Genomic DNA, 21,517 nt, shown 5'->3' on the forward strand with positions numbered 1-21,517 from the left:
GGAAGCCACCCGTCCTATTCAGTATAAAGGATTTTTTTATGGACAAACCACTAAATAATTGAACATTCTTAGTATTTTTTGTTTTTAGATTTAATTTATGCAATGCTAGTGAAGTGAATTGAATAAAATAATTGAGAGAGAGGGTGTTGATGAATCAATCCAACACCCTTTCTTTGCAAAATGGAAAAATATCGAACGTTCATCGTAAGAAATAAAAGGGATATTCGTGATGTTTTTTTGTGTATTCAGCTGGTGAGCTCTGCAACCAAGATGAAAATCCGAGAAAGGAAGTGATGGGATGGAAGATAAGGCAGCGGTAGATGCAAGGGAAATATTGGAAAAATATGACCGGGAAAGCAACTACCGGACGAAAATAGGCAAATGGGCATGGGTCGTGTCCTTTCTTGCTATATCATTAAGCGTATTCCATTTATATACGGGTTACTTCGGTACTCTTCCTTCGCAGCAGCAAGGTGCCGTTCACGTCGGAACTGCCCTCGGACTCATATTTTTACTTTTTCCCGCAAAAAAAGGGTGGCAAAAAAAGCAAAAAACCGTGCCTTGGTACGATGTAGTATTAGCCTTTATGGCGATGTACGTGTCGTATCACAAAATTATTTTCTTTGACCAGATTTTACAAAGTCGTATTTCCGGATATACTTTTTTTGACATTATCGTTGCTATTATCGGGGTTTTGCTATTATTGGAGGCAACCCGACGCACGGTAGGGATTCCGATTGTTGTTGTTGCCAGCATTGCGATTTTATATGCGATATTCGGAAATATTATGCCGTCCCAAATACTTTCGCATCCGGGTTTTTCTGTTGACCGGATAGCTACAGATTTATGGTTTAAGGAAAGCGGGGTATACGGAACTCCAGTTCAAATTTCCGCAAAATTTATTTTCCTCTTTTTATTCTTTGGCGTTGTGCTGATACATACGAAAATAGGAGAATTTTTCAATGACCTCGCTGTAGCTTTAACTGGAAGATTTACTGGAGGAACGGCGAAAACAGCTGTTGTAGCCAGTGCTTTACAAGGGATGGTATCGGGCAGCTCAGTCGGTAATACGGTGGCTTCCGGTTCCTTTACGATTCCGATGATGAAAAGGTCCGGATTTAAACCTGAATTTGCCGCCGCTACGGAAGCATCCGCATCGACCGGAGGACAAATTATGCCGCCGATAATGGGTGCAGCCGCTTTTATTATGATGGAATATTTAGGGGTTTCCTATGGTACGATTATGCTTGCCGCAGTTATCCCAGCAATGTTGTATTTTACCGGTATATTTATCGGCACCCACTTTGAAGCAAAACGATTAGGGATACTCGGTTTGCCTAAATCACAGCTGCAAAGCTTTACAACATTGCTTAAGAAAAATGGCTACATGCTATTGCCGCTTTTCGTGATTATCGGAACAATTATGGCAGGATTTACTCCGCAGCGGGCTGCACTTCTTGGGATTGTCACGGCATTTATCGTAAGTCTGTTTCGAAAAGATACAAGAATGAATTTCCGCCAAATCTTAAATGTGTTTGAGCAGGGAGCTAGAGTAGCGCTGCCGGTAATTGCTGCTGTAGGTACTGCAGGTATAATTGCTGGTGTCGTCAGTATTACAGGATTAGGTTCAAAATTTGCAGCAGGTGTAATTGCCTTATCGGGCGGATATTTAATCTTTGCTCTAATATTAACGATGCTTGCCTGTTTAGTATTAGGAATGGGTTTGCCGACAACAGCAAACTATGTTGTTACAGCGACCATAGCAGCACCTGTATTAATCAACGAATTTGGGGTTGCGGCTATTGCTGCTCATATGTTTGTGTTCTATTTTGGTATTGCCGCTGATATTACCCCGCCAGTTTGTCTTGCGGCTTATGCCGGTGCAGGGATAGCGAGGGCAAATCCGTTTAAGTCGGGTGTAACTGCCGTGAAGCTCGCCATTGCAGCATATTTAATTCCGTATATTTTTATATACAATCCGATTCTTGTAATGGTTGATGTCACACCAGCAAACTTAACTATCGCAATCGTTACAGCGTTGATTGGAATGATGGCGATAAGCAGTTCGGTAATTGGCTATTTTGTGCGTAATTCGAATATAATTGAACGCCTGATAATGTTTGTAGGCGGGTTATTGCTTATTATTCCGGACATTTTGATGAGTTCCGTCGGCCTTGCTGTCGTTCTTGCTGTTTGGTTTATCCAAAAGCAGCGGAAAGATGACGATGGAAAAATGGAAGTTACGGCATAAAGAAAAATCATCTTCACCGGCTAAAGGGTGAAGATGATTTTTTATATTTCCTGCAAAACCGGCTGAAATTGAGCTGATCTTTGCAGCCAGCATTGGAGCCGCTCCTTCATACAGGATGTAAACCGTTCTTCCACGCTTGGCCTTAATGTAACAAAAATTCCAACTTCCGTATGGAACAAATCATTGTCCTGAATATTTGGATGGACACAAATGACGTCCTTCACCTCATTGAAATATTCCTTTCGGACCGGGCAATAGTATTTGATCATGTGATACTGATTAAGCTGTTCCATTTCTGGTGTAAAAGAAGTCTCTGAATAAAAATTGTTTAATGGCCGGTATTTAATTTCCAAAATAACCGATGATTGATACAAATGTGCATCGGAAGTCTGGTCATATTGATATAAATCTACTCGGATATCCGGTCTGCGTTTCGAAGACCGACTGAAGAAATAGTTTCCTGTCTGAATCGCTTCTTGAGCACCGTACTTGACTTCCTCGTCATAGGTAACGACGATTTTCAAATTGTCCCGTATGAAGACCACATTGGAAAAAGGGTGAATCGCATCATTAGAAACGCTTTCCAAATCCGTTATCCTAAAATCCAGCAGTTCAAATATATCAATCAGCTTAAAAAAAGTGTAATATTCATAAAGCTTGGATGTAGGATGAAGAATATGGTCTTCGTTCTTCTCTGCCTGCTTTTGACGATTTATTTTTTGAAGTTCATGAAATTGCCGGAGATAACGGTTAAACAGGACGTAATTTCTGTCAGCAATAGTCCCGCTCCGTTTTAAAGCAGCTGCTTTTATTTGTACCCAAAACGGATTGTGCATCAGCTGGCTCAAGTAATTTAGCGCAAACTCGGTTTGACGAACTTTTTCAAGCAATTCTCGGCTTTGTATTTTCCTTTCGAAAGATATGTTATTTTGTTCATTTTGCTCTATTCCCCTTTGAAAAGACTGGTAGGGAAGGGGGTAACTTCGTTTGAGCTGCTGCTGTTCGAAAGGCACTATTTTTTCGCATATTATCGTTTTCAGTTTTTGTACTTCCTGCTTCAATTCCCTCAGCAGCTCCAGGGAACAATATTTCACGTATCCGTTTTCCGGCGAGTCAAAGGATGGTATTTTTTTTCGGTTGAAAAATTTTGTTCCACCAAATTTTGCTCCCTTCGGCGAGTTTCTTAATCGGATGCTTCGGATATCTGTATGTTTTGGAGTATTCTCCATAACGTAAATATTTTTATAGGTACTAATGTGATTCCTTTCAATTAATTGTAATGCGTTTATTAATTGTTTGGAGCGGGAAAGGAACCAGTCGACCATTTGCGTATCCGTTTTCCGTAAATCCTGAACGGGAGACTCGTACCATTGCTTCCTTTCGCTTGTATAGTTTCTCGTAATTCCTTGCAGTTTTTCTTCCAGATATTGATGCATGATAGAAAATTCGGAGTCGGATATATTTTTTGGCTCGATCCGAATTAATCCATAATAGTTTTCGTTTGCTATCATTACCGAGTAAATAAGCAGTCCTGGTGTCCATGGAAATTGCTGTTTTGAATTATACGCATACAAGGAAAAGGCGCTTCTTGAATAGGGGCCGATTTTAATTGTTTCTTTAAAATCAGGCAAATCAAGAAGGACAGGCGAATCTTCAACCTCAACGATTAAGGAGATTTCCTGATTTTCCGTTATGCTGACCGCTGTTTCCATGAGAGCGTCGGCCTGTTTAGTTTTGCTAAGCTTTCGGATTTCAATTTGCTGATATTGTGTTTGGAAGTACATCAATATGTGCATCCGGTCCAAAGATATACATGCATCAGTTTGCAAAACCATAAATATTCATCTCTTTTGCTTTGTTTTTTAATGTTTGAATCGATTCATTAAAATCACTTGTGCGTTTGCCGGCAGCGGATTGAAACAGGTCTGTCAGTAATCCGTTATGATATTCATTATTTTCATCATAATATCCGACTAATTTTTCTAAAAAGGTGTCAATCCCTTTTATTTTTGTTAATATCCGCTGGTTAATTTGCAAATCGAAGGCTTTTTTTCGGCTGATGAGAGGCTTTTCGCCATACATCGGAATATTGAACATATATTCGGCAATGGACAAGGCAGTCCGGAAAGAAACCCCTTTCTGCGGATCTTGCTCATGAATAATACGGTGGATTTCATCCAATATATATATTTCGTCGTCTGTAAATAAATGCAGACCGATATCTTTCTGGTACATCCATGTTTGCCGCATCATTTCCGTTGTAACCGGCAATTTTTCATAGCGGCCATCGTCAGCTTGAATCGGATGACGGTAAAAATCGATGGCATCGGAAAAATTTGCTTTTTGTGGCACGATGATATTAATCCGATCCAGCAACCGGTCGGAGAAAGATTTTGTTGTTTCGTCAAAATTTGCCGTTCCGATAAAGATGAGATTGTCATTCAGCTTAATTTTTGGTTTATATTTGCCGTTAAATACTTGTATCCCTTCATTAAACAAGGAAAGCTCCCGCTCATCGTTTACTTCCAGCAAAGACAGAAAAGGGCTGAACCAATGCTCCACTTGAGACAGATTCATTTCGTCAAAAATGACCATATACAATTGCTCAGGGTGTGCTTCAGCTTCCAGCAACAAACTGACTAAACCTGTATCGCTTTCATGGTATAAGCCGGTTTGCGGGTTTAAATAGCCTAAAATATCGGCAGGCTCCTGATAGGAGGGAGTAATCGGGATAAAAAGACAGTTCTCTTTCGGAAGCTCTAATGCCTTTGCGTATGCTTTTGCCAGCTGTGTTTTTCCTGTGCCTGACATTCCGCCTAAAATCGTAATGGAATTTGTTTTTACGCTCAGATGAAAATTGAGCAAAGTTTCGTCCGTATGGAAGATACGGAAATCTTTCTGGATCGTATATTTCAGCTTCTCCAGAAAACGAAGCTCTGATTGATAAGCATCGTCCGGCAGCACTTTCAATCCGCTTGTTGTCTTCCCTGTTTTTTCTCTCATTTCTTCATTTCCGATGACTACCTCGGTCTCGATTTCATCATTTAGAACGGCACCTTCATTTTCCACCTTCTGCCAGAGGTAATCATAATTTTTCGCACTGACAAAATACAAATAATCATCATACATTACATCCAAATACTGGCTTTTTTCTTCTGGTGACAGTTGAATATATTTTACTTCGGATAATTCTTTCTGAAAATAGGTCGTCGGATTGCTTTTACATTCCAGATCTACCCGATATAGATAGTCGTCATAAATGATTAATTCGGGAGCCGGAGTTAGGATGTCCGGGTAGTAATCTAAGCCAATTGGCCGCCGGTTGCCAACAAGTTTGTCAGCTAAATCTTTATTGTCTTCGGATAATTTTAATTTTGGGCCAGGGAGCAAGTAATACTGTTGTTCCGGTTGAATAGGTTCGATGTCTTTCATATCAACGTAAATAAACTCATCTTTTGGATCAAGCTGGAAAATGATGAGTCGATTTTCTAACAGATTTTTCACTTTCGGCTTTAAATCTACGTAATGTTCCCTTTCCATAAAAATATCGTACTGTTCCAGCAGTCGGATATTGTAGTAACTGTTCGTATTGCCGGTAAAGATTTTGTTTTGATATTCAAAATGCTCTTCAATCTCTCCGGGTATTTCTGACAAACATTTAATATAAAAAGTAATTTTATTTCCGTATTCGGAAATGGTAATTGGGCTCTCAATGAAGGTTAAGGACAGTTCATCCGGAGAGGCAAGCCTGCCGACAAACACCATGTTTTTCAGCTGATTTTTTTGTTCAACGGTTAGTTTTTTCGTAAGTTTCATAAGTATTTTCCCCTTCTATTAAATAGATGATTTTTTTAACTACATTGGTAATTGAACCGTTAATTAATTTGGAGAATCCGGAATATGTTTTTAACTTTTCTGCAATTTCCATTTTCTTTGCAGTGGATAATTGATGTCCGTCAACAAAAAGATATGTATCAGAGTCAAATTGTTGGATAGCTGATCCAAGCATTTCTAAGTTTTTTAGTTTTCTAGTATCGATAAAATTTCTAAATTCTTCCGGCCGGCTAGTAAAGAGGATAAAAGGTTCCGTCTCTGGTAAAAGCAAGAAATCCGGTTCTTGTTGGAGCCGCTCAATTTCCTGGGTTGCCTGATGGAGTTTACTGTCCAATTTCGTTTTATTGTCCATTAAACTTTGGATTGCTTTTTCTTTTTCTTCCAATTCATTTATTAGTTGTTTTGTCGTTCTTTTTTCATCTTGCAATTGCTTTGCCGTTTTCTCCGCCTGCTTCTGCAGCTGTTTTACCTCTTTTTGCAGTTCTTTTGTTTCAGTCTGAAAATGATTGGCTAACTCGAGTAACGCTAAACGGTAAAAAGCCAGCTCTTCTTCTGGCGTGAAAGCATCATCTTTTAGTTCTTCTTGATGCAGCAAAACATGCATTGCAGGCAGTAAATCAATCTGATAATCTTTCAGAAAATAGGAATGATAGCTTTCCAAGTTAAATTTTTCCCGGGAAATAGGCAGAACTTCCTTTTTTAGTTCATCTATTAAATGGGGGAACCTGTTTGGAAGCTGCTCCAGCGTGTCGATTAAAGAGTACTCCACAACGTTCTCTAACAATGGCAAATCTTGTTCCCTATTTTGAATCATTAGCTTCCGTAACTCCATATAATGGTTCGGGCTGTTCATGCTGACTAGGGCAATGATTTGTGAATGGGATATTTCATTATTTGCTGCGATTTTTTTAAGCAGTTCCTTGCTTTCCAAATCATCAAAGTCCTTTGAATAGGGCAATGTAAATATTTTTAAAAACTCCCTTATATCAGGGAGCTGCATCATTTTTTTCGTCAGCTGATTTTTTAATAATTTTGGCGGTGCTTTTTGAAAGTTTTTATTAAATCCGGGTATTCTAATATGTAATGCTTTAATAAGCTCAATGACCTCGTCGGTTTTCAGAGCCGAAAGGAAATCATCTTTCACCGTGTCTTGTATGGAAAACCAGTTGTCGGTATACGTTTTATCTTCCAAAAGTACCACTCCTTTTGTCGTAAAATGTTTGTCGTTTCATTATATCATTAAAATACGGTAAAGAAACGGGTACGCCAGGCAAAAAAATTAATATTTCAGGCTGTCCGGCTATTGATTTTGGGCAGTGAAAATGTCTATTATATAAGAATAATAGTGTGCACTATGAGGAGGAATTTTGTCAGTGAACGTACTTGCAGAAAAATTGAACAAGGATATTGAAAAAGAACATCCTTTTATTTTGGAAATGCTATCCGATATCGGCAAAGAATTATATTATCCAAAGGGGATATTAAGCCAAAGTGCTGAAGCAAATAAGCAAGCATTGCCACGGTTTAATGCAACGGTCGGAATCGCCACCGAATCCGGCGGACCGATGTATTTTGACCATATTCAGGAACATTTCTCCGGATATGCTCCGAAAGATATTTATCCTTATGCTCCGCCTTCAGGAAAACAGCCATTAAGGGAAGCTTGGAAGGAAAAAATTTTGCAAGATAATCCATCGTTAAAGGATAAAAAATTTGTCCTTCCGATTGTGACAAATGCGCTAACCCATGGGTTAAGTATTGCGGCAGATTTATTTGTCGATAAAGGGGATACTGTTGTAGTACCGAATAAATTTTGGGGCAATTATAATTTAACTTTCGGTTTGCGAAGGAAGGGCAATATTGTGACGTTCGATCTGTTTAATGAACAGAATAAGTTCAACACGGATGGGTTAAAGGAGGCTATTTTTCAGGCGCCGGGTCAGAAGACGATTGTAGTATTGAATTTTCCTAATAATCCGACAGGGTACACACCGACAGAAGAGGAAGCTGAAACGATTATTGCTGTTCTTAAGGAAGCTGCCGAAGAAAACCGGAATTTAGTTGTATTGCTGGATGACGCCTATTTTGGTCTCTTTTATGAAGACTCCCTGAAAGAATCCATATTTGGCAAATTAATCGGATTAGATCCGCGCATTTTGCCTGTGAAAATTGACGGCGCAACGAAGGAAAATTATGTTTGGGGCTTGCGCGTTGGCTTCATTACCTATGGTGTGGAAGATGAACTTGCTGCCCATGCATTGGAACAGAAAACGATGGGATTAATTCGCGGAACAATTTCCAGCGGTCCCCATTTATCCCAAACCGTTATTCTTCAGTCTTTAAAGTCTGACCGGTTCGCTGAGGAAAAACAGCAAAAGTGGAATATTATGAAGGCAAGATACGAAAAAATGAAAGCTGTTATTTATGATGAAAAATATAAGGACGCATGGGAACCTTATCCTTTCAATTCTGGTTACTTTATGTGTATAAAATTGCGGCACGTTAACGCAGAGACGCTGCGAGTCCATTTATTAAACAAATACGAGGTAGGCACTATTGCCGTAAATGAAACGGATCTTCGCATCGCCTTCTCCAGTGTGGAAAAGGAAGATATTGAAGAATTAATCGAGCGTATCTATAACGGCGTAAGCGACTTAACTTAACATGGTGTCTGGCTGCCAAAAGACCTGCATAACTGGTATCGGCAAGGGTAAACTACTATACGAACGGTCAATTCGCAAGGAGGTTATGCAGTGTCTGAAGAAAATAAAAACCGAAACAAAGATAAGGGGAAACAGCGGAACGTTCGCAAATATGATACAGAACCAAAAAGGGATGTGGAATTTTCCGAGGAAAGTGAGTTTTTAAATTTAGATAACAAGAAAAATAAAAGAAAAAGATAAAAAACTCCTCCAAATTGGGGCTCCGTCTGACCGCCGGTTTGGAGGAGTCTCTTATATTGAAGAAGCTAATGCCTCCTATCCGATTCTACCCATTTTTTTAACCATCGGCAAAATGCACCTGATTTCTCCCGTTTTCCTTCGATTTGTACAAGCATTGATCTGCTCTGTCGATGGCTTCCATAAGCCGGGATGGATCGTTAATAGGCGAAACTCCGAGAGAAATAGTTAAACGGATTTTACTCCTTTTGACTTTTGCACATTTTGATTCTTTAATGAAAAAATACGTTTTTTCTACTTCTTCGCGGAAATGGGAAACGATTGAGGAAATATGCCGCCTAGAGCCCGCAGCAATGTAAAAAATAAATTCTTCCCCGCCATATCTCCCGATTATAATTTCCGCTTCGTGAAAATGTGCTTTTACTTCTCTGAATATAGAGGATAATCTTTTTAATATTTCATCTCCATTCAGGTGGCCGTACGTATCGTTAATTTGTTTGAAATGATCAATATCCGCCATTACGATGTATGAATAACGGTATTTCGGTTTTTTCCCTTCAATTTTTTTTAGAAAAGTACGGATATTGTAGAAACCGGTTAACGGATCCCGTTCTGCATAATATTGCAGCTGCTTTATCAATAAATCCTCCTTGATTGCATGGCGGATAAAAAAGTTTAACGTATAGCCGGCAAATAAAAAGGACCCGTATCGGTATGGGAAAATATGCAAAAAAACATCAAACCCGTTAGGCACGAAAAAGATAATCGGCACGTCGGAAATGAGCCACCCGCAAGTAATTAGGAAGAACAATGATTTGGAATTTTCCGGCTGAAATTTCTCTTTACAGACATACCTCACCATTAAGGCGAATAAGACCGGGAGTGCCATACCGAAAATGATTCCTGGTACCATGCCAACCCCGCCCATCAGAAACCGCCAAAAAGCGGTAATCATTAATGCGGGAATTGCCAGTTTGTACCCCCAGCGAATTGTTAAAAATAATAGGGGGATCATGCGCAAATCGACCCAGAAACCATGAAAGGTTATAGGCAAATAGAATAATAGAATGACCGAGACGGAAACTAAAGCAACCATCCCTGCGGATATTGCCAATTTTGGCCATTTATCTCTTTTATTCATTAATTTTTCCACGAATAAATGGAGCAATATAATGATGGCCAAGTTAGACAAAATAGACTGTATGATAATTGTAATCACCTATTCTCGTTCTGTTGTATAATGGAATGGAGTCTGAGGGGATTATCGTCGTTGCATCTGCTTGTTAAACTATTAACATACTACATTGTATAAAATATTTGGCTGATATATAATAGGGTTTTCCCCTGATTATGACGAGGGGAAAACCCTGATGAATAAAGAAGAAGTATGCATTTAATAGATTTTATCACCGTTAAAAATGGAGTTCTTTACGATGACATAATCTGCTTTGCGAATGGCGTCAAGCGTGTTGCCGCCGGCATAGGAGATGGAAGATTGAAGGTCCTGTTCCATTTCTATTAACGTATCTTTAAGGGAGCCTTTGAATTCCACGTACATTTTCTTGCCTTCGATATTGCGTCTTTCACCTTTTTGGTATTCTGAAGCAGAACCAAAATATTCTTTATATAATTTGCCGTCTTTTTCGATCGTCTCACCTGGTGATTCTTCATGTCCGGCAAATAAGGATCCAATCATCACCATGCTCGCTCCGAAGCGAATGGATTTAGCGATATCGCCGTGGGTACGAATGCCGCCGTCGGCAATAATCGGCTTGCTTGCTGCTTTGGCACACCAGTGGACAGCTGCCAATTGCCAGCCGCCTGTACCAAATCCGGTTTTAATTTTTGTTATACAAACTTTTCCTGGGCCGATTCCTACTTTGGTTGCATCGGCACCGGCATTCTCTAATTCTCTTACCGCTTCCGGCGTACCGACATTTCCTGCAATGACGAAGCTTTCCGGCAAATGTTTTTTAATATGTTTAATCATATTGATAACCCGGTTGGAGTGTCCGTGGGCGATGTCAATTGTAATATATTCCGGAGTTAATTGTTCGGATTTCAGCTCTTCGATAAAAGCAAATTCTTCTTCCTTCACGCCGACGCTAATGGAAGCATATAAGTTGCGTTTTTGCATATCTTTCACAAAGTCAATTCTCTTTTCCGGCTGGAACCGGTGCATAATGTAAAAGTAGCCATTTTCCGCGAGAAAGAGGGCGATTTTTTCATCGATAATTGTCTGCATATTGGCAGGAACAACTGGTAGCTTAAATTTCCGGCTGCCAAAAGTTACGGTAGTGTCACATTCCGACCGGCTGTCTACGATACATTTTGCGGGAATTAACTGTACATCTTCGTAATCGAATACATTTTCCATGAAACTCACCTCAAAACACGAATGATTTAACTATATTGCATCAATAATGTTCGCCATATGCTACTATACATGAATTCGTTTTTGCTGTAAAGTTTTCTGCCGAATGTTTTTGGATAAAAGATTTATAACGTTCGGAAATAGCACTTATATAAGAACGAAGAAGAAATAGGGAACAGGAGCTGGTAACATGCTTTTGGAAAATAAGAACATTGTCATTACCGGGGCATCTTCCGGCATCGGAGAACAGGTGGCAAAGAAAGCTGCTAGTTTCGGGGCGCGGCCGATCTTAATCGCCCGTTCAATTAATAAGATGAAAAAAATTGCGGAGGATATATATGAAGAAAGCGGAATTAATGCGCCATATTACTCTTGCGATATCGGGAAACGAGATGAGGTGGAACGAACTTTTCAGCAAATTTTGCGAGAGAATGAACACATTGACGTTTTAGTGAATAACGCCGGATACGGAATATTTGAGGAGTTTTCTGACGCTTCAATTGAAAATATTGAAGGGATGTTTCAAGTTAATGTCATCGGCTTAATGGCGTGCACGAAAGCAGTGCTGCCCATGATGACGGAACAAAACCGGGGTCACATTATTAATATTGCATCACAAGCAGGGAAAATCGCCACGCCAAAGTCGAGCGTTTATTCCGCGACAAAACATGCCGTGCTTGGATTTTCCAATAGTTTGCGGATGGAGCTGAAACATACAAATATCGCCGTTTCCACAGTAAATCCAGGTCCGGTCCAAACAAATTTTTTCCATAGGGCGGACAAGTCAGGAAGTTACGTAAAAAATGTGGAGAAGTTTCTGCTTTCACCGGATAAAGTTGCGAGCCGAATTATTCAATTGATGCTTAAACCAAAAAGAGAAGTGAACATGCCATATTGGATGGATATCGGAAGCAAATTGTACGTTCTTTTTCCGGCTGCAGCTGAAAAGATAGCCGGGAAATTACTCGACAGAAAATAGGAAAACCCGTGCCCGCCTCGACATAAGATGATATAATGTGACATTAATCATTGTTTTTCCCGACAGATTATATTATCATTTATTCAGGTATCATATGTTTAGCATCTCACAAATTAATAATGTGGATATTGATGAGACTACGGAAAGAAAAGGAGATACACGGTGAAAATAGGAATTGACAAAATTGGTTTTTTTACACCCCATTTATATGTAGACATGGAGAAACTAGCAGAGGCCAGGAATATTGATCCGGCAAAATTTACGATTGGGATCGGACAAAGCCAAATGGCTGTTCCGCCGATTACTCAAGATACGGTAACGATGGCAGCAAATGCTGCGTTGCAAATATTGGACGAAGACGATAAACAATCTGTTGATTTCGTTATTTTCGGCACGGAAACAGGTGTGGACCATTCCAAATCAGCTGCAGTGTATGTCCACGGGCTCCTTGGAATTCAGCCGCAGGCCCGTTCTATCGAAGTGAAGCAAGCATGTTTTGGCGCTACAGCCGCAATTCAAATGGCAAAAGGCTATATCGCCCTTCATCCGGAAAGCAAAGTATTAGTATTGGCATCGGATATTGCCCGTTATGGTCTGAACACGGCTGGTGAGTCGACCCAAGGCGCCGGTGCGGTCGCCATGCTTATTAGCGCCAACCCAAGAATACTTGTCCTTGAAGATGATAACAGCATGTTAACTGACGATATTATGGATTTTTGGCGCCCTATATATTCGGACAAAGCTTTTGTTGATGGAAAATATTCCAATGAACAATATATTTTATTCTTTACGAAAGTGTGGCAAGCTTATAAAGAAAAAACAGGCTTGGATTTTTCGGATTTTGAAGCAATATGTTTCCATTTGCCGTACACGAAGATGGGCAAAAAAGCGTTAATGGCGGTATTGGACGATGCAGCCGAAGAAGATGCAAGCCGTTTAATGGATAATTATCAGGTAAGCACAACGTATAACCGCAATGTTGGCAACATTTATACCGGATCATTATATTTAAGTCTGCTTTCGTTATTAGAACAGAAGGAAGATTTAGAGGCAGGTTCAAGAATCGGCTTATTCAGCTACGGATCTGGTGCCGTCGGCGAATTCTTTACCGGCATTTTGGAAGCAGGTTTTCAAAATCACCTATTCCGGGATGAACATGAAAAGCAATTCGCAGCACGGAAGGAAATTTCCGTCGATGAATATGAGAAAATTTTTGAAGAACAATTGCCGACAGACGGTTCTAAGGTGGAGTTCGATATTGATGAGGATCCGGCTGTGATTTGTCTCGCTGGAGTAGAAGGGCATTCCCGAAAATACGTAAACAAACAGACCGTTTAATGATTTAGCCGGAAAGGATACTGTTCCTTTCCGGCTTATTAAATGCCAGAAAACGAGAGCATTTTAAATGATAATGTTTTTCTCTACCATTTTTATCAAACTTAGACTATAATAGGCGTTGACAACAAAATAAACGAAACCCACAAGGGGAGCTTATTGCTGAGAGTGAACATTTTTGTTCAGACCCTTTGAACCTGTAAGATAATGCTTGCGCAGGGATGTGGTAAAGAGCAGTCTGACTGTGTCAGATTGTCTGTTTGCGCATGTCTCCCTTGGTGTTTCGTTTAGGAAAAGGGGAGATTTTTTTATGAAAAAGATTGGTTTAATTGCTTTGATTGAAGCGGCTTTTTTTGCAGCAATGGCGCTTGTATTAGACTTGCTGCCTTCTTTGCAGCTGTCCCCATCGATTTCCATTTCTTTTGCGATGGTGCCGATTTTTATTATCGCCTTTCGCTGGGGATTTAAAGTCAGCTTCATTTCCGGATTTTTATGGGGCTTGCTTCAAATTGTAACAGGGGATGCTGCCGGGTCCATATTGCATCCGCTGCAAGGCTTTCTTGAATATTTTGTAGCCTTTGCCTTTATCGGTTTTGCCGGGCTGTTTTATCAGCCGATACATTCTGCAATAAAAGAGCAAAAGAAATTGCTGCTTTCCGTTTGGATTATTGTTGCCGTATTTGTCGGAAGCCTTGCCCGCTATTTCTGGCATTTCCTTGCCGGGTTTATCTTTTGGGGACATTATGCTCCGGAAGGCGTGAATGCGGTACTGTTTTCCCTCGTCGCTAATGGGACGACGATGTTAGGCGCCTTCGTGTTATGTTCGGTAGTGCTCGTATTTTTAGTGGGTACAGCTCCGAGACTTATTCGGCGAAGCGATTCCGCTTATCCGTCGGCAAACAAGAAAGCATCGTAGCTGTAAGAAAGGGTATCCTATTACAAGGGATGCCCTTTTAATGATTTTGGAAGAAAAGGAGAAAAACCGTTGAAGATTTCGATTGAATGGGTTTATCGTACGAAAAACGGGACAGAAGCTGTCTTTCATTCGGAGGAAATGTCGCCTGAAATGGCGGTAAGCCTGGCGGAAGATATGGAAAAGACCGGACGGACAAAAAGGATATCTTTTTTTGATATTTCAGGGACCTCTTGGACGTTGAAGGAATTAAAAAAATACTTGAAGGAAATCGAAACGGAACCCCATCATATTACTGTCTACTTTGACGGGGGTTTTGATCGCGCGTCAAAAAAAGCAGGACTCGGATGTGTCGTTTATTATAAACAAAATTCCGGTTAAGAAAAAATGCCCTTGTAGAGCAGCTGGAAAATAATAATGAAGCAGAATATGCAGCATTATCCCTTTGTCTGCAAGAATTAGATTTATTAGGGGTCCGCCATATGCCTGTCGTTTTTTGCGGCGATGCCCAAGTGGTCATAAATCAGCTAACCGGAGAATGGCCTTGTTATGAAGAGGAGCTTGCCAAATGGATGGATCGGATTGAATCAAAGCTTGAAAAAATGGGAATCCAGCCAGAGTTCGTGCTGAAAACCCGCAATGATAATAAAGAGGCAGACCAGCTTGCATCCCAAGCGTTGCGGGGAATTGAACTAACGAGTACGATAGAGACGGATTGATGCAGAAGAAAAAACGAGGCAGGTAGATTACTGCCTCGTTTTCCTTTATACAGTCTGTATCTTTTGCATGTTGGAATCGGTTACATTTTCTTCATATTCAATGCTGAATCCTGTCCATGCATAAATGATGGCAAATATTGGGCTTAGTAAACAAAGGAAAGCAAAAGGCGCATACGCTAAGGCGCTTACACCAAGGGTTGCATACATAAAGGCTCCGCAAGTATTCCATGGAACAAGGGGGGAGGTCATTGTACCAGCATCTTCCACGGTACGGGAAAGATTTTTTAATTTCAGTCCCCGTTTTTTATACTCTTCAGCATACATGCGGGCAGGAATAATAATCGATAAATATTGGTCACACCCGATAATATTGGAAGCAATGGAAGTTCCGACGGTAGTCGTAATTAAACTGCCTGTTGATTTCGCCAATTTCATCAAACTCTCTACGATAACACGGAAAAAACCTGCAGTTTCAAGAATACCGCCAAAACTCATAGCAATCAAAATTAAGGAAATCGTCCACATCATCGCTTCAATTCCGCCATTGTTCAACAGGCTGTCTAAAATCTCAATGCCGGTCGATGCACTGTATCCATAATGCATCGCTGTAATTGCATCACTTAAACTTAGTCCTTGAGCAGTAATCGCTGCGACGACACCAAGAATCGACCCGATGGCAAGGGCAGGCATCGACGGCACTTTCATTACCATCATGGCGATGACGATGGCAGGAACAATCAGAAGCCATGGGGTAATGTTGTATAGCTCAGCAAGATTTTCCTGCAGCATGACAACTTGACTAATGTTTGTTCCTTCCCCTTGAAAGAAGAAGCCGATGATTAAATAAAGAATTAACGAAATGATTAGCGCCGGAACTGTTGTATAAAGCATATGTTTTATATGTTCAAACAATTCGGACCCGGCAACACCAGGAGCCAAGTTTGTCGTTTCCGACAGGGGAGAAATTTTATCGCCGAAATATACACCAGATATTACTGCGCCGGCTACCATGGCGGAATTTACCCCTAACCCTTCACCGACTCCCATTAAGGCAATACCGATTGTTCCTGCAGCGGTCCAGGCATTGCCGGAAGCAATGGAAACGATGCAGCAGATTAAACAGGCAGCAAAGAGAAAAATTCCCGGTGACAAAATTTCAAGTCCATAATAGATCATCGTCGGTACAATTCCGCCAGCAAGCCACGTCCCGATTATCATCCCGATGATGACTAGGATTAACACTGCCTGCATCGACAACGTAACCCCTTTAATAATTCCTTTCTCTAATGATTTCCAGGAATGGCCTAACGATAATGCGGTAATGACTGCAACTACAGCACTCAGAAATAATGGGATGTGCGGATCTGCCTCAAGAAAGCCAATGCCGATAACGAGAGAAATTATCATAAACAAAATCGGGATTAAAGCTACGAACAGAGACGGCTTTCTGACTTCATTTGCTTTCATAGTTTTCCTCCTTCATTATATAAATTTTCAATTATTTTTATTGCAAAAAATATGCCAAAAATTTAGTAAATTCCATCATCTTATGATAGAATAAAAAGAAGAGCTGAATTAGGGCCGGATTAACATTTCCGGGAATGGTGTCCTTTTCCGGCGGCCTCACATTCTATGTAAGGCTGTAAAAACGTAAAATCATTACTATGCAAAGCTGCATAATATATGTTTTTTGGAATGAATGGTATGAATTATCGAAATGAGGGATAGTATGTACTCCGCTATGAAAGAGAGAGTGAAACCGTTTAAAATATTATCGGAAGAGGCTTTTCCTGTAGCTCTGGCAGAATTGGAGGATAATTTTCACGTTTTTATCCAAAGGGACGGACGAATTGCCGGGTATATTTCCCTGAAAGATATCGCTCGGCGGAACAATATCCTGACATGGGAAAGTGCGTTATCCGTTATGAGACCGATAGAAGGACTTGAGGTTTTTAAAATAAACCAGCCGGTCACCCTTCCATTTCTTTTTCAAATGCTCGGAGAAGCAATTGTCATCATTCAGGATGAAGATGGCCAATGGCTCGGGTATATGGAAAGGGAAGAGATGCTGGTCCAGCTATTCCGGAAAGAGAATCAAAATATAAACTTTCTAAAACTGCTGCTGGCTTCGATTCCGATGGGGATGTTTGTCATCAATCGAGAAAAAACGATTGTCAATGGGAATGACACAGGCTTGAAAATGATTCGCTCAAAACAGGAACATGTTATCGGCAAAGATGCAACGACCATATTTCCGAAGGAACATATAGACCATGTCTTTGCCACAGGAGAAACGCTGCTTAACCAAATCCACATAACAAATGAAATGGGAGTATTGGTAGACTATAGCCCGATTATTGGTGAAACAAAGCAGGAAATAGACGGAGTTGTCATAATTGTCCAAGATTTGCCGATGGTTGAACAGATGGCGTTGGAAATTGAGTTTGTCAAAGATTTAAACCGGGATTTGAATGCGATTTTATCGACGGTATATGATCAGATTTTAGTCGTCAGCAGTAAAGGAAAGCTCCTTCGGCATAGTGACAATTTTATTGCTGATGTATGGAAAGAACCACTGAAGCATTATGTTGGGAAAAGTTTATTAGCGTTAAAAGAAGAATTTCCTTCTAATATTGTTAAATCCGTGATGGAGCGGCAGGCGAAAGTTACTTGCCTTCATGAAACCGGCAGCGGGAAAAAAATACTGTCCGTTGCCAAGCCGGTTTTCGGTGATGGAAGCGAACTGCAAAGGATTGTTATTGCTTCCAGAGATATAACAGAAAATACGAGATTAAAGTCCGAATTAAGAGAGACAAAGGAAATTTCCAAGAAATATAAAAAAGAACTGGAACATTTGAAAAATAAAGCGAAAAAGTCGGAGCGAATTGTATATTGCAGTTCCAAAATTGAACATATTTTAACCCAGATTGAAAAACTGGCTAACTTTTCATCAACTGTCCTTATTCACGGAGAGTCCGGGGTCGGCAAAGAATTGTTCGCTAAGGAAATCCATCGGAGGGGAAACCGTTCTCAAGGGCCATTTTTAACGATCAATTGCGGAGCAATACCAGAGAATTTACTGGAGAGCGAGTTATTCGGATATGTAAAAGGGGCGTTTACCGGCGCCGATACGAAGGGGAAAGTCGGCTATTTCCAGCAGGCATCCGGGGGAGTTTTGTTTTTAGATGAAATCGGTGAAATATCATTGCCGCTGCAAGTGAAATTATTGCGTGTCCTCCAGGAAAATGAAGTAGTGCCGATCGGCAGCACGAAGCCGATACCTGTAGATGTACAAATAATAACTGCGACCAACAAAGATTTAGAAAAAATGGTGGAGGAAGGACAATTCAGGGAAGATTTGTTTTACCGTATTCATGTTTTTCCTTTATATATTCCGCCGTTACGGGAACGACCTGAAGATATCCCTCTTCTTGCTTATCACTTTTTGCAGCAATTCAATGAAAAATATAATAAGCAGTATCATTTTGCTCCAGAGGCGCTTCAATTACTGGAAGCTTATCGATGGCCGGGAAATGTAAGGGAGTTGCAAAACGTCATTGAAAGGTTGTTTATTACTGCCGATGACGATATTATTACCGCAGAGGAGGTAGGCCAGTTATTAAAATTCCCTTCTTTTCGCGGTACAAAGCCGATGATTACCGGACTGATGCCGCTAAAAGAAGCGGTGGACCATGTGGAGGAGCAGCTGGTAACGATGGCAATGAAACAGTACAAAACAACGACAATGGCGGCAAAAGCGTTAGGAATCAGCCAGTCTGCCGTCAGCAGGAAATATAAAAAAATTAAGGAAAGACAAAAAGCATAAAACTGTTTCCTTTCGAGGAAGCGGTTTTATGTATTTTTTCATAGTGATATGCAATTTTGCATAACTTTTTGATGGTTTTAATAATAAAATTCCTTTCTCATTCTGCTTTTTATATGGCACAAAATTTGCATGATTTTTATTGAGAACTGTAGATGCAAATGAGGAGGATGATTTATGACAGAAAAAACTGTAAGTCAAACAAAAACAGAGCGGCTTGTTGAATTGGATAAGAAGCATTTTATCCATCCGACAACTCCGCCAAAATTACAAGCCGAAGAAGGATCCCCGTTAATTTTTTCCAGCGGCAAAGGCATTTACGCCTATAGTTCCGACGGAGAAGAGTATATCGATGGACTATCGATGTTATGGAACGTTAATCTAGGTCACGGAAATGAAGAATTAGTGCAAGCTGCAACAGAACAAATGTCAAAAATTGCATACGCATCTGCATTTAAAGGGTTTTCTAATGAGCCGGCCATCGAATTGGCGGAGAAATTGGCTGAGATTGCCCCAAAAAATTTAAATGCCGTATTTTATACATCTGGTGGTTCGGAGTCGAATGACACCGCTTTCAAATTATCCCGCTTTTATTGGGAACAGAAAGGTAAGCCGGAGAAGAGAAAAATTATCGCATTACATAATGCATATCACGGGGTAACAGTTGCTGCCCAATCGGCAACTGCCATTCCTGCATTCCATCATTTTGCCGGTTCAAATATTGGTGAAGTATTGCATGCAACTCCTTATTTAACGGAGTGTGAGCTGGGAGACAAGAGTCATCCGGAATATGAAAGAAGCATCCGTCATCTCATTGAAAAAGAAGGCGCAGATACGATTGCTGCGATTATTTTGGAGCCTGTACAAGGTTCCGGGGGAGTGCATATACCGCCAGAAGGATATTTGCAGGCTGTTCGCAAACTTTGTGATGAATTTGAAATTTTATTGATTGCTGATGAGGTAATTTGCGGTTTTGGCCGAACCGGAAAAATGTTTGCTGTCAATCATTGGGATATTGAGCCAGATTTAATGAGCATTGCCAAAGGAATCAGCAGCGGCTATTCCCAGTTAGGGGGAGTCATGATCAGCGATGAAGTGAGACAGGTAATCGTCAATTATGATGGTGTCCTAAGCCACGGATTTACTTACAGCGGTCATCCGACTGCCTGTGCAGTTGCACTCAAAAATATTGAAATACTAGAAAGAGAAAATATTGTTGATCATGTGGCACAAATGGAAAAAGTCTTGCAGGACGGATTGAACTATTTGGAAGAAAAACATGCAATTGTGACGAGAACGAGGGCAATAGGCTTGTTAGCTGCGTTTGAATTGTATAAAGATCCGCAAGAAAATGTAATGTTTTCTGCTGACGTCCAGCCTGCAGCCCAAGTTGTCGATCATTGTTTTGACAGGAAATTGATTCTCCGTGCCCTTGGCGCAAACCGGGAGATTGTTGCCATTGCTCCGCCGTTAATCATAAATAAACAGGAAATCGAAAAAATGATTTCTATTATCGACGATTCTATTACTGCGTTTACCCGGAGCATCTGATTGGAATGGAATATGACTAAAGGGGGAATAGAATGTCCAATATAGGGGCGAAGAAAGAAGAAAAAAAGCTTATTGTCAGAAATACGAGATGGGAAGATATTGAAGAAATTACAAAAATGAACAAACTAGGATTCGGCATACCAGAAATTGCTTTTAAGCGGGAACATTTTGAAAGCCAATTGCAAATCTTCCCAGAAGGCCAAGTTTGCATCGAATATGACGGCAAAATCGTTGGTTCCTGCTCCGGTTTGCGGATTAATTTTGAAGATTATGGTGAAAATCATACGTTTAGCGAAATTGCTGACGATGGCTTTATCCGCAATCATAATCCGAACGGGAAACATTTATACGGAATCGAAGTTGTTGTGCACCCGGATTATCGCCATATGAAAATTGGCCGCAAATTATACGAAGAAAGACGGAAAATTTGCCAAAAATTCAATCTGAAAGGGATTTTGTTCGGGGGGCGCCTTCCAAATTATCATAAATATGCAGATAACATGTCAGTAGATGAATATGTGAAGCATGTCATCGACCAGAAAATTTACGATCCCGTACTTACTTTTCAGCTTAGGAACGGCTTCAGACTCAGAAAAATAATGCCAAACTATTTACTGCACGACCATGAATCTTTAGAATATGCAACACTCATGGAATGGAAAAATCCGGATTATATTCCGGAAAAATAAAAATGAGGCGGACCGGGACATCCGCCTCATTTTTTATTGGTGTGCCCGGCATGGGTGCAGACTATAGGGTGAAAGTCCCGAACAGTGAAGGCAGTAGTAGCTGTAGCTTAAGACAAGGGCATGGGGGGTGACCGTCATGTCTGAAGGAA

General features: G+C 40.5%; 15 protein-coding genes, 1 pseudogene and 1 riboswitch. Of the genes and pseudogenes, 10 read left to right on the forward strand and 6 right to left on the reverse strand.

The window, feature by feature from the left end; all coding sequences use genetic code 11:
- The first annotated feature begins 298 nt into the window (after positions 1 to 298).
- Positions 299 to 2,251 carry a TRAP transporter permease gene (locus tag IEV18_RS13735; RefSeq protein ID WP_188392961.1) on the forward strand — a complete coding sequence of 651 codons (1,953 nt, stop codon included), beginning with the start codon at positions 299 to 301 and terminating at the stop codon, positions 2,249 to 2,251.
- A 41-nt stretch (positions 2,252 to 2,292) separates the two neighbouring features.
- Here IEV18_RS13735 and IEV18_RS13740 read toward each other — a convergent pair whose 3' ends face one another.
- The 3 genes from IEV18_RS13740 to IEV18_RS13750 are packed head-to-tail and all read right to left on the reverse strand — an operon-like array spanning position 2,293 to position 7,277.
- Entirely contained in the window at positions 2,293 to 4,086 is a 1,794-nt protein-coding gene (locus IEV18_RS13740) for a hypothetical protein (RefSeq protein WP_188392962.1), read from the reverse strand.
- On the reverse strand, positions 4,070 to 6,067 hold the full coding sequence (locus IEV18_RS13745; RefSeq protein ID WP_188392963.1) for an McrB family protein: 1,998 nt from the start codon (positions 6,065 to 6,067) through the stop codon (positions 4,070 to 4,072). Before IEV18_RS13745 ends, IEV18_RS13740 begins: the two co-directional genes overlap by 17 nt.
- Positions 6,039 to 7,277 (reverse strand): hypothetical protein, encoded by a 1,239-nt coding sequence (locus IEV18_RS13750; RefSeq protein WP_188392964.1) that lies wholly within the window; start codon positions 7,275 to 7,277, stop codon positions 6,039 to 6,041. The genes IEV18_RS13745 and IEV18_RS13750 overlap by 29 nt, the downstream gene beginning before the upstream one ends.
- A gap of 181 nt (positions 7,278 to 7,458) precedes the next feature.
- On the opposite strand from IEV18_RS13750, the gene IEV18_RS13755 reads away from it, so the two are divergent.
- Entirely contained in the window at positions 7,459 to 8,748 is a 1,290-nt protein-coding gene (locus tag IEV18_RS13755; protein ID WP_188392965.1) for an aminotransferase class I/II-fold pyridoxal phosphate-dependent enzyme, read from the forward strand.
- Between the two features lie 90 nt (positions 8,749 to 8,838).
- Positions 8,839 to 8,988 (forward strand): hypothetical protein, encoded by a 150-nt coding sequence (locus IEV18_RS13760; protein WP_188392966.1) that lies wholly within the window; start codon positions 8,839 to 8,841, stop codon positions 8,986 to 8,988.
- A 97-nt stretch (positions 8,989 to 9,085) separates the two neighbouring features.
- On the opposite strand, the gene IEV18_RS13765 is transcribed toward IEV18_RS13760, so the two are convergent.
- On the reverse strand, positions 9,086 to 10,204 hold the full coding sequence (locus IEV18_RS13765; RefSeq protein WP_188392967.1) for a diguanylate cyclase: 1,119 nt from the start codon (positions 10,202 to 10,204) through the stop codon (positions 9,086 to 9,088).
- A gap of 174 nt (positions 10,205 to 10,378) precedes the next feature.
- The gene (gene guaC / locus IEV18_RS13770) at positions 10,379 to 11,362 is read right to left on the reverse strand and encodes a GMP reductase (protein ID WP_188392968.1); all 984 of its coding nucleotides are present in this window, start codon (positions 11,360 to 11,362) and stop codon (positions 10,379 to 10,381) included.
- 187 nt (positions 11,363 to 11,549) lie between these two features.
- Between guaC and IEV18_RS13775 the strand changes: the two genes are divergently transcribed.
- The 4 genes and pseudogenes from IEV18_RS13775 (at position 11,550) to IEV18_RS13790 (ending at position 15,305) form a co-directional block, all read left to right on the forward strand.
- Positions 11,550 to 12,338: an SDR family NAD(P)-dependent oxidoreductase gene (locus IEV18_RS13775; RefSeq protein ID WP_188392969.1), complete on the forward strand. Its 789-nt coding sequence runs from the start codon at positions 11,550 to 11,552 to the stop codon at positions 12,336 to 12,338.
- A 162-nt stretch (positions 12,339 to 12,500) separates the two neighbouring features.
- Complete coding sequence (locus IEV18_RS13780) at positions 12,501 to 13,676, forward strand: hydroxymethylglutaryl-CoA synthase (RefSeq protein WP_188392970.1); 1,176 nt, start codon at positions 12,501 to 12,503, stop codon at positions 13,674 to 13,676.
- Positions 13,677 to 13,811: 135 nt separating this feature from the next.
- Positions 13,812 to 13,912, forward strand: a riboswitch (TPP riboswitch).
- A 71-nt stretch (positions 13,913 to 13,983) separates the two neighbouring features.
- Positions 13,984 to 14,589 carry an energy-coupled thiamine transporter ThiT gene (gene thiT, locus IEV18_RS13785; protein WP_188392971.1) on the forward strand — a complete coding sequence of 202 codons (606 nt, stop codon included), beginning with the start codon at positions 13,984 to 13,986 and terminating at the stop codon, positions 14,587 to 14,589.
- Positions 14,590 to 14,658: 69 nt separating this feature from the next.
- Positions 14,659 to 15,305, forward strand: a pseudogene (locus IEV18_RS13790) (ribonuclease H family protein).
- 45 nt (positions 15,306 to 15,350) lie between these two features.
- Here IEV18_RS13790 and nhaC read toward each other — a convergent pair.
- Positions 15,351 to 16,772 (reverse strand): Na+/H+ antiporter NhaC, encoded by a 1,422-nt coding sequence (gene nhaC, locus IEV18_RS13795; RefSeq protein ID WP_188392972.1) that lies wholly within the window; start codon positions 16,770 to 16,772, stop codon positions 15,351 to 15,353.
- Positions 16,773 to 17,034: 262 nt separating this feature from the next.
- Between nhaC and IEV18_RS13800 the strand changes: the two genes are divergently transcribed.
- From IEV18_RS13800 to IEV18_RS13810, 3 genes are all read left to right on the forward strand, one after another.
- Positions 17,035 to 19,131: a sigma 54-interacting transcriptional regulator gene (locus IEV18_RS13800; protein ID WP_188392973.1), complete on the forward strand. Its 2,097-nt coding sequence runs from the start codon at positions 17,035 to 17,037 to the stop codon at positions 19,129 to 19,131.
- A gap of 174 nt (positions 19,132 to 19,305) precedes the next feature.
- Complete coding sequence (locus tag IEV18_RS13805) at positions 19,306 to 20,679, forward strand: aminotransferase family protein (RefSeq protein ID WP_188392974.1); 1,374 nt, start codon at positions 19,306 to 19,308, stop codon at positions 20,677 to 20,679.
- A gap of 32 nt (positions 20,680 to 20,711) precedes the next feature.
- Positions 20,712 to 21,368 (forward strand): GNAT family N-acetyltransferase, encoded by a 657-nt coding sequence (locus IEV18_RS13810; RefSeq protein WP_188392975.1) that lies wholly within the window; start codon positions 20,712 to 20,714, stop codon positions 21,366 to 21,368.
- The last annotated feature ends 149 nt before the right edge of the window (positions 21,369 to 21,517 follow it).

This window comes from Compostibacillus humi (genome assembly GCF_014637175.1).
Lineage (GTDB): Bacteria > Bacillota > Bacilli > Bacillales > Amphibacillaceae > Oceanobacillus > Oceanobacillus humi.

Excerpts from the sequence above, each read along its gene's own strand:
- nhaC (WP_188392972.1), bottom strand. The coding sequence starts at position 16,772 with ATGAAAGCAAATGAAGTCAGAAAGCCGTCTCTGTTCGTAGCTTTAATC.
- IEV18_RS13735 (WP_188392961.1), top strand. The coding sequence starts at position 299 with ATGGAAGATAAGGCAGCGGTAGATGCAAGGGAAATATTGGAAAAATAT.
- IEV18_RS13800 (WP_188392973.1), top strand. The coding sequence starts at position 17,035 with ATGTACTCCGCTATGAAAGAGAGAGTGAAACCGTTTAAAATATTATCG.
- IEV18_RS13810 (WP_188392975.1), top strand. The coding sequence starts at position 20,712 with ATGTCCAATATAGGGGCGAAGAAAGAAGAAAAAAAGCTTATTGTCAGA.
- IEV18_RS13805 (WP_188392974.1), top strand. The coding sequence starts at position 19,306 with ATGACAGAAAAAACTGTAAGTCAAACAAAAACAGAGCGGCTTGTTGAA.
- thiT (WP_188392971.1), top strand. The coding sequence starts at position 13,984 with ATGAAAAAGATTGGTTTAATTGCTTTGATTGAAGCGGCTTTTTTTGCA.
- guaC (WP_188392968.1), bottom strand. The coding sequence starts at position 11,362 with ATGGAAAATGTATTCGATTACGAAGATGTACAGTTAATTCCCGCAAAA.
- IEV18_RS13745 (WP_188392963.1), bottom strand. The coding sequence starts at position 6,067 with ATGAAACTTACGAAAAAACTAACCGTTGAACAAAAAAATCAGCTGAAA.
- IEV18_RS13775 (WP_188392969.1), top strand. The coding sequence starts at position 11,550 with ATGCTTTTGGAAAATAAGAACATTGTCATTACCGGGGCATCTTCCGGC.
- IEV18_RS13740 (WP_188392962.1), bottom strand. The coding sequence starts at position 4,086 with ATGGTTTTGCAAACTGATGCATGTATATCTTTGGACCGGATGCACATA.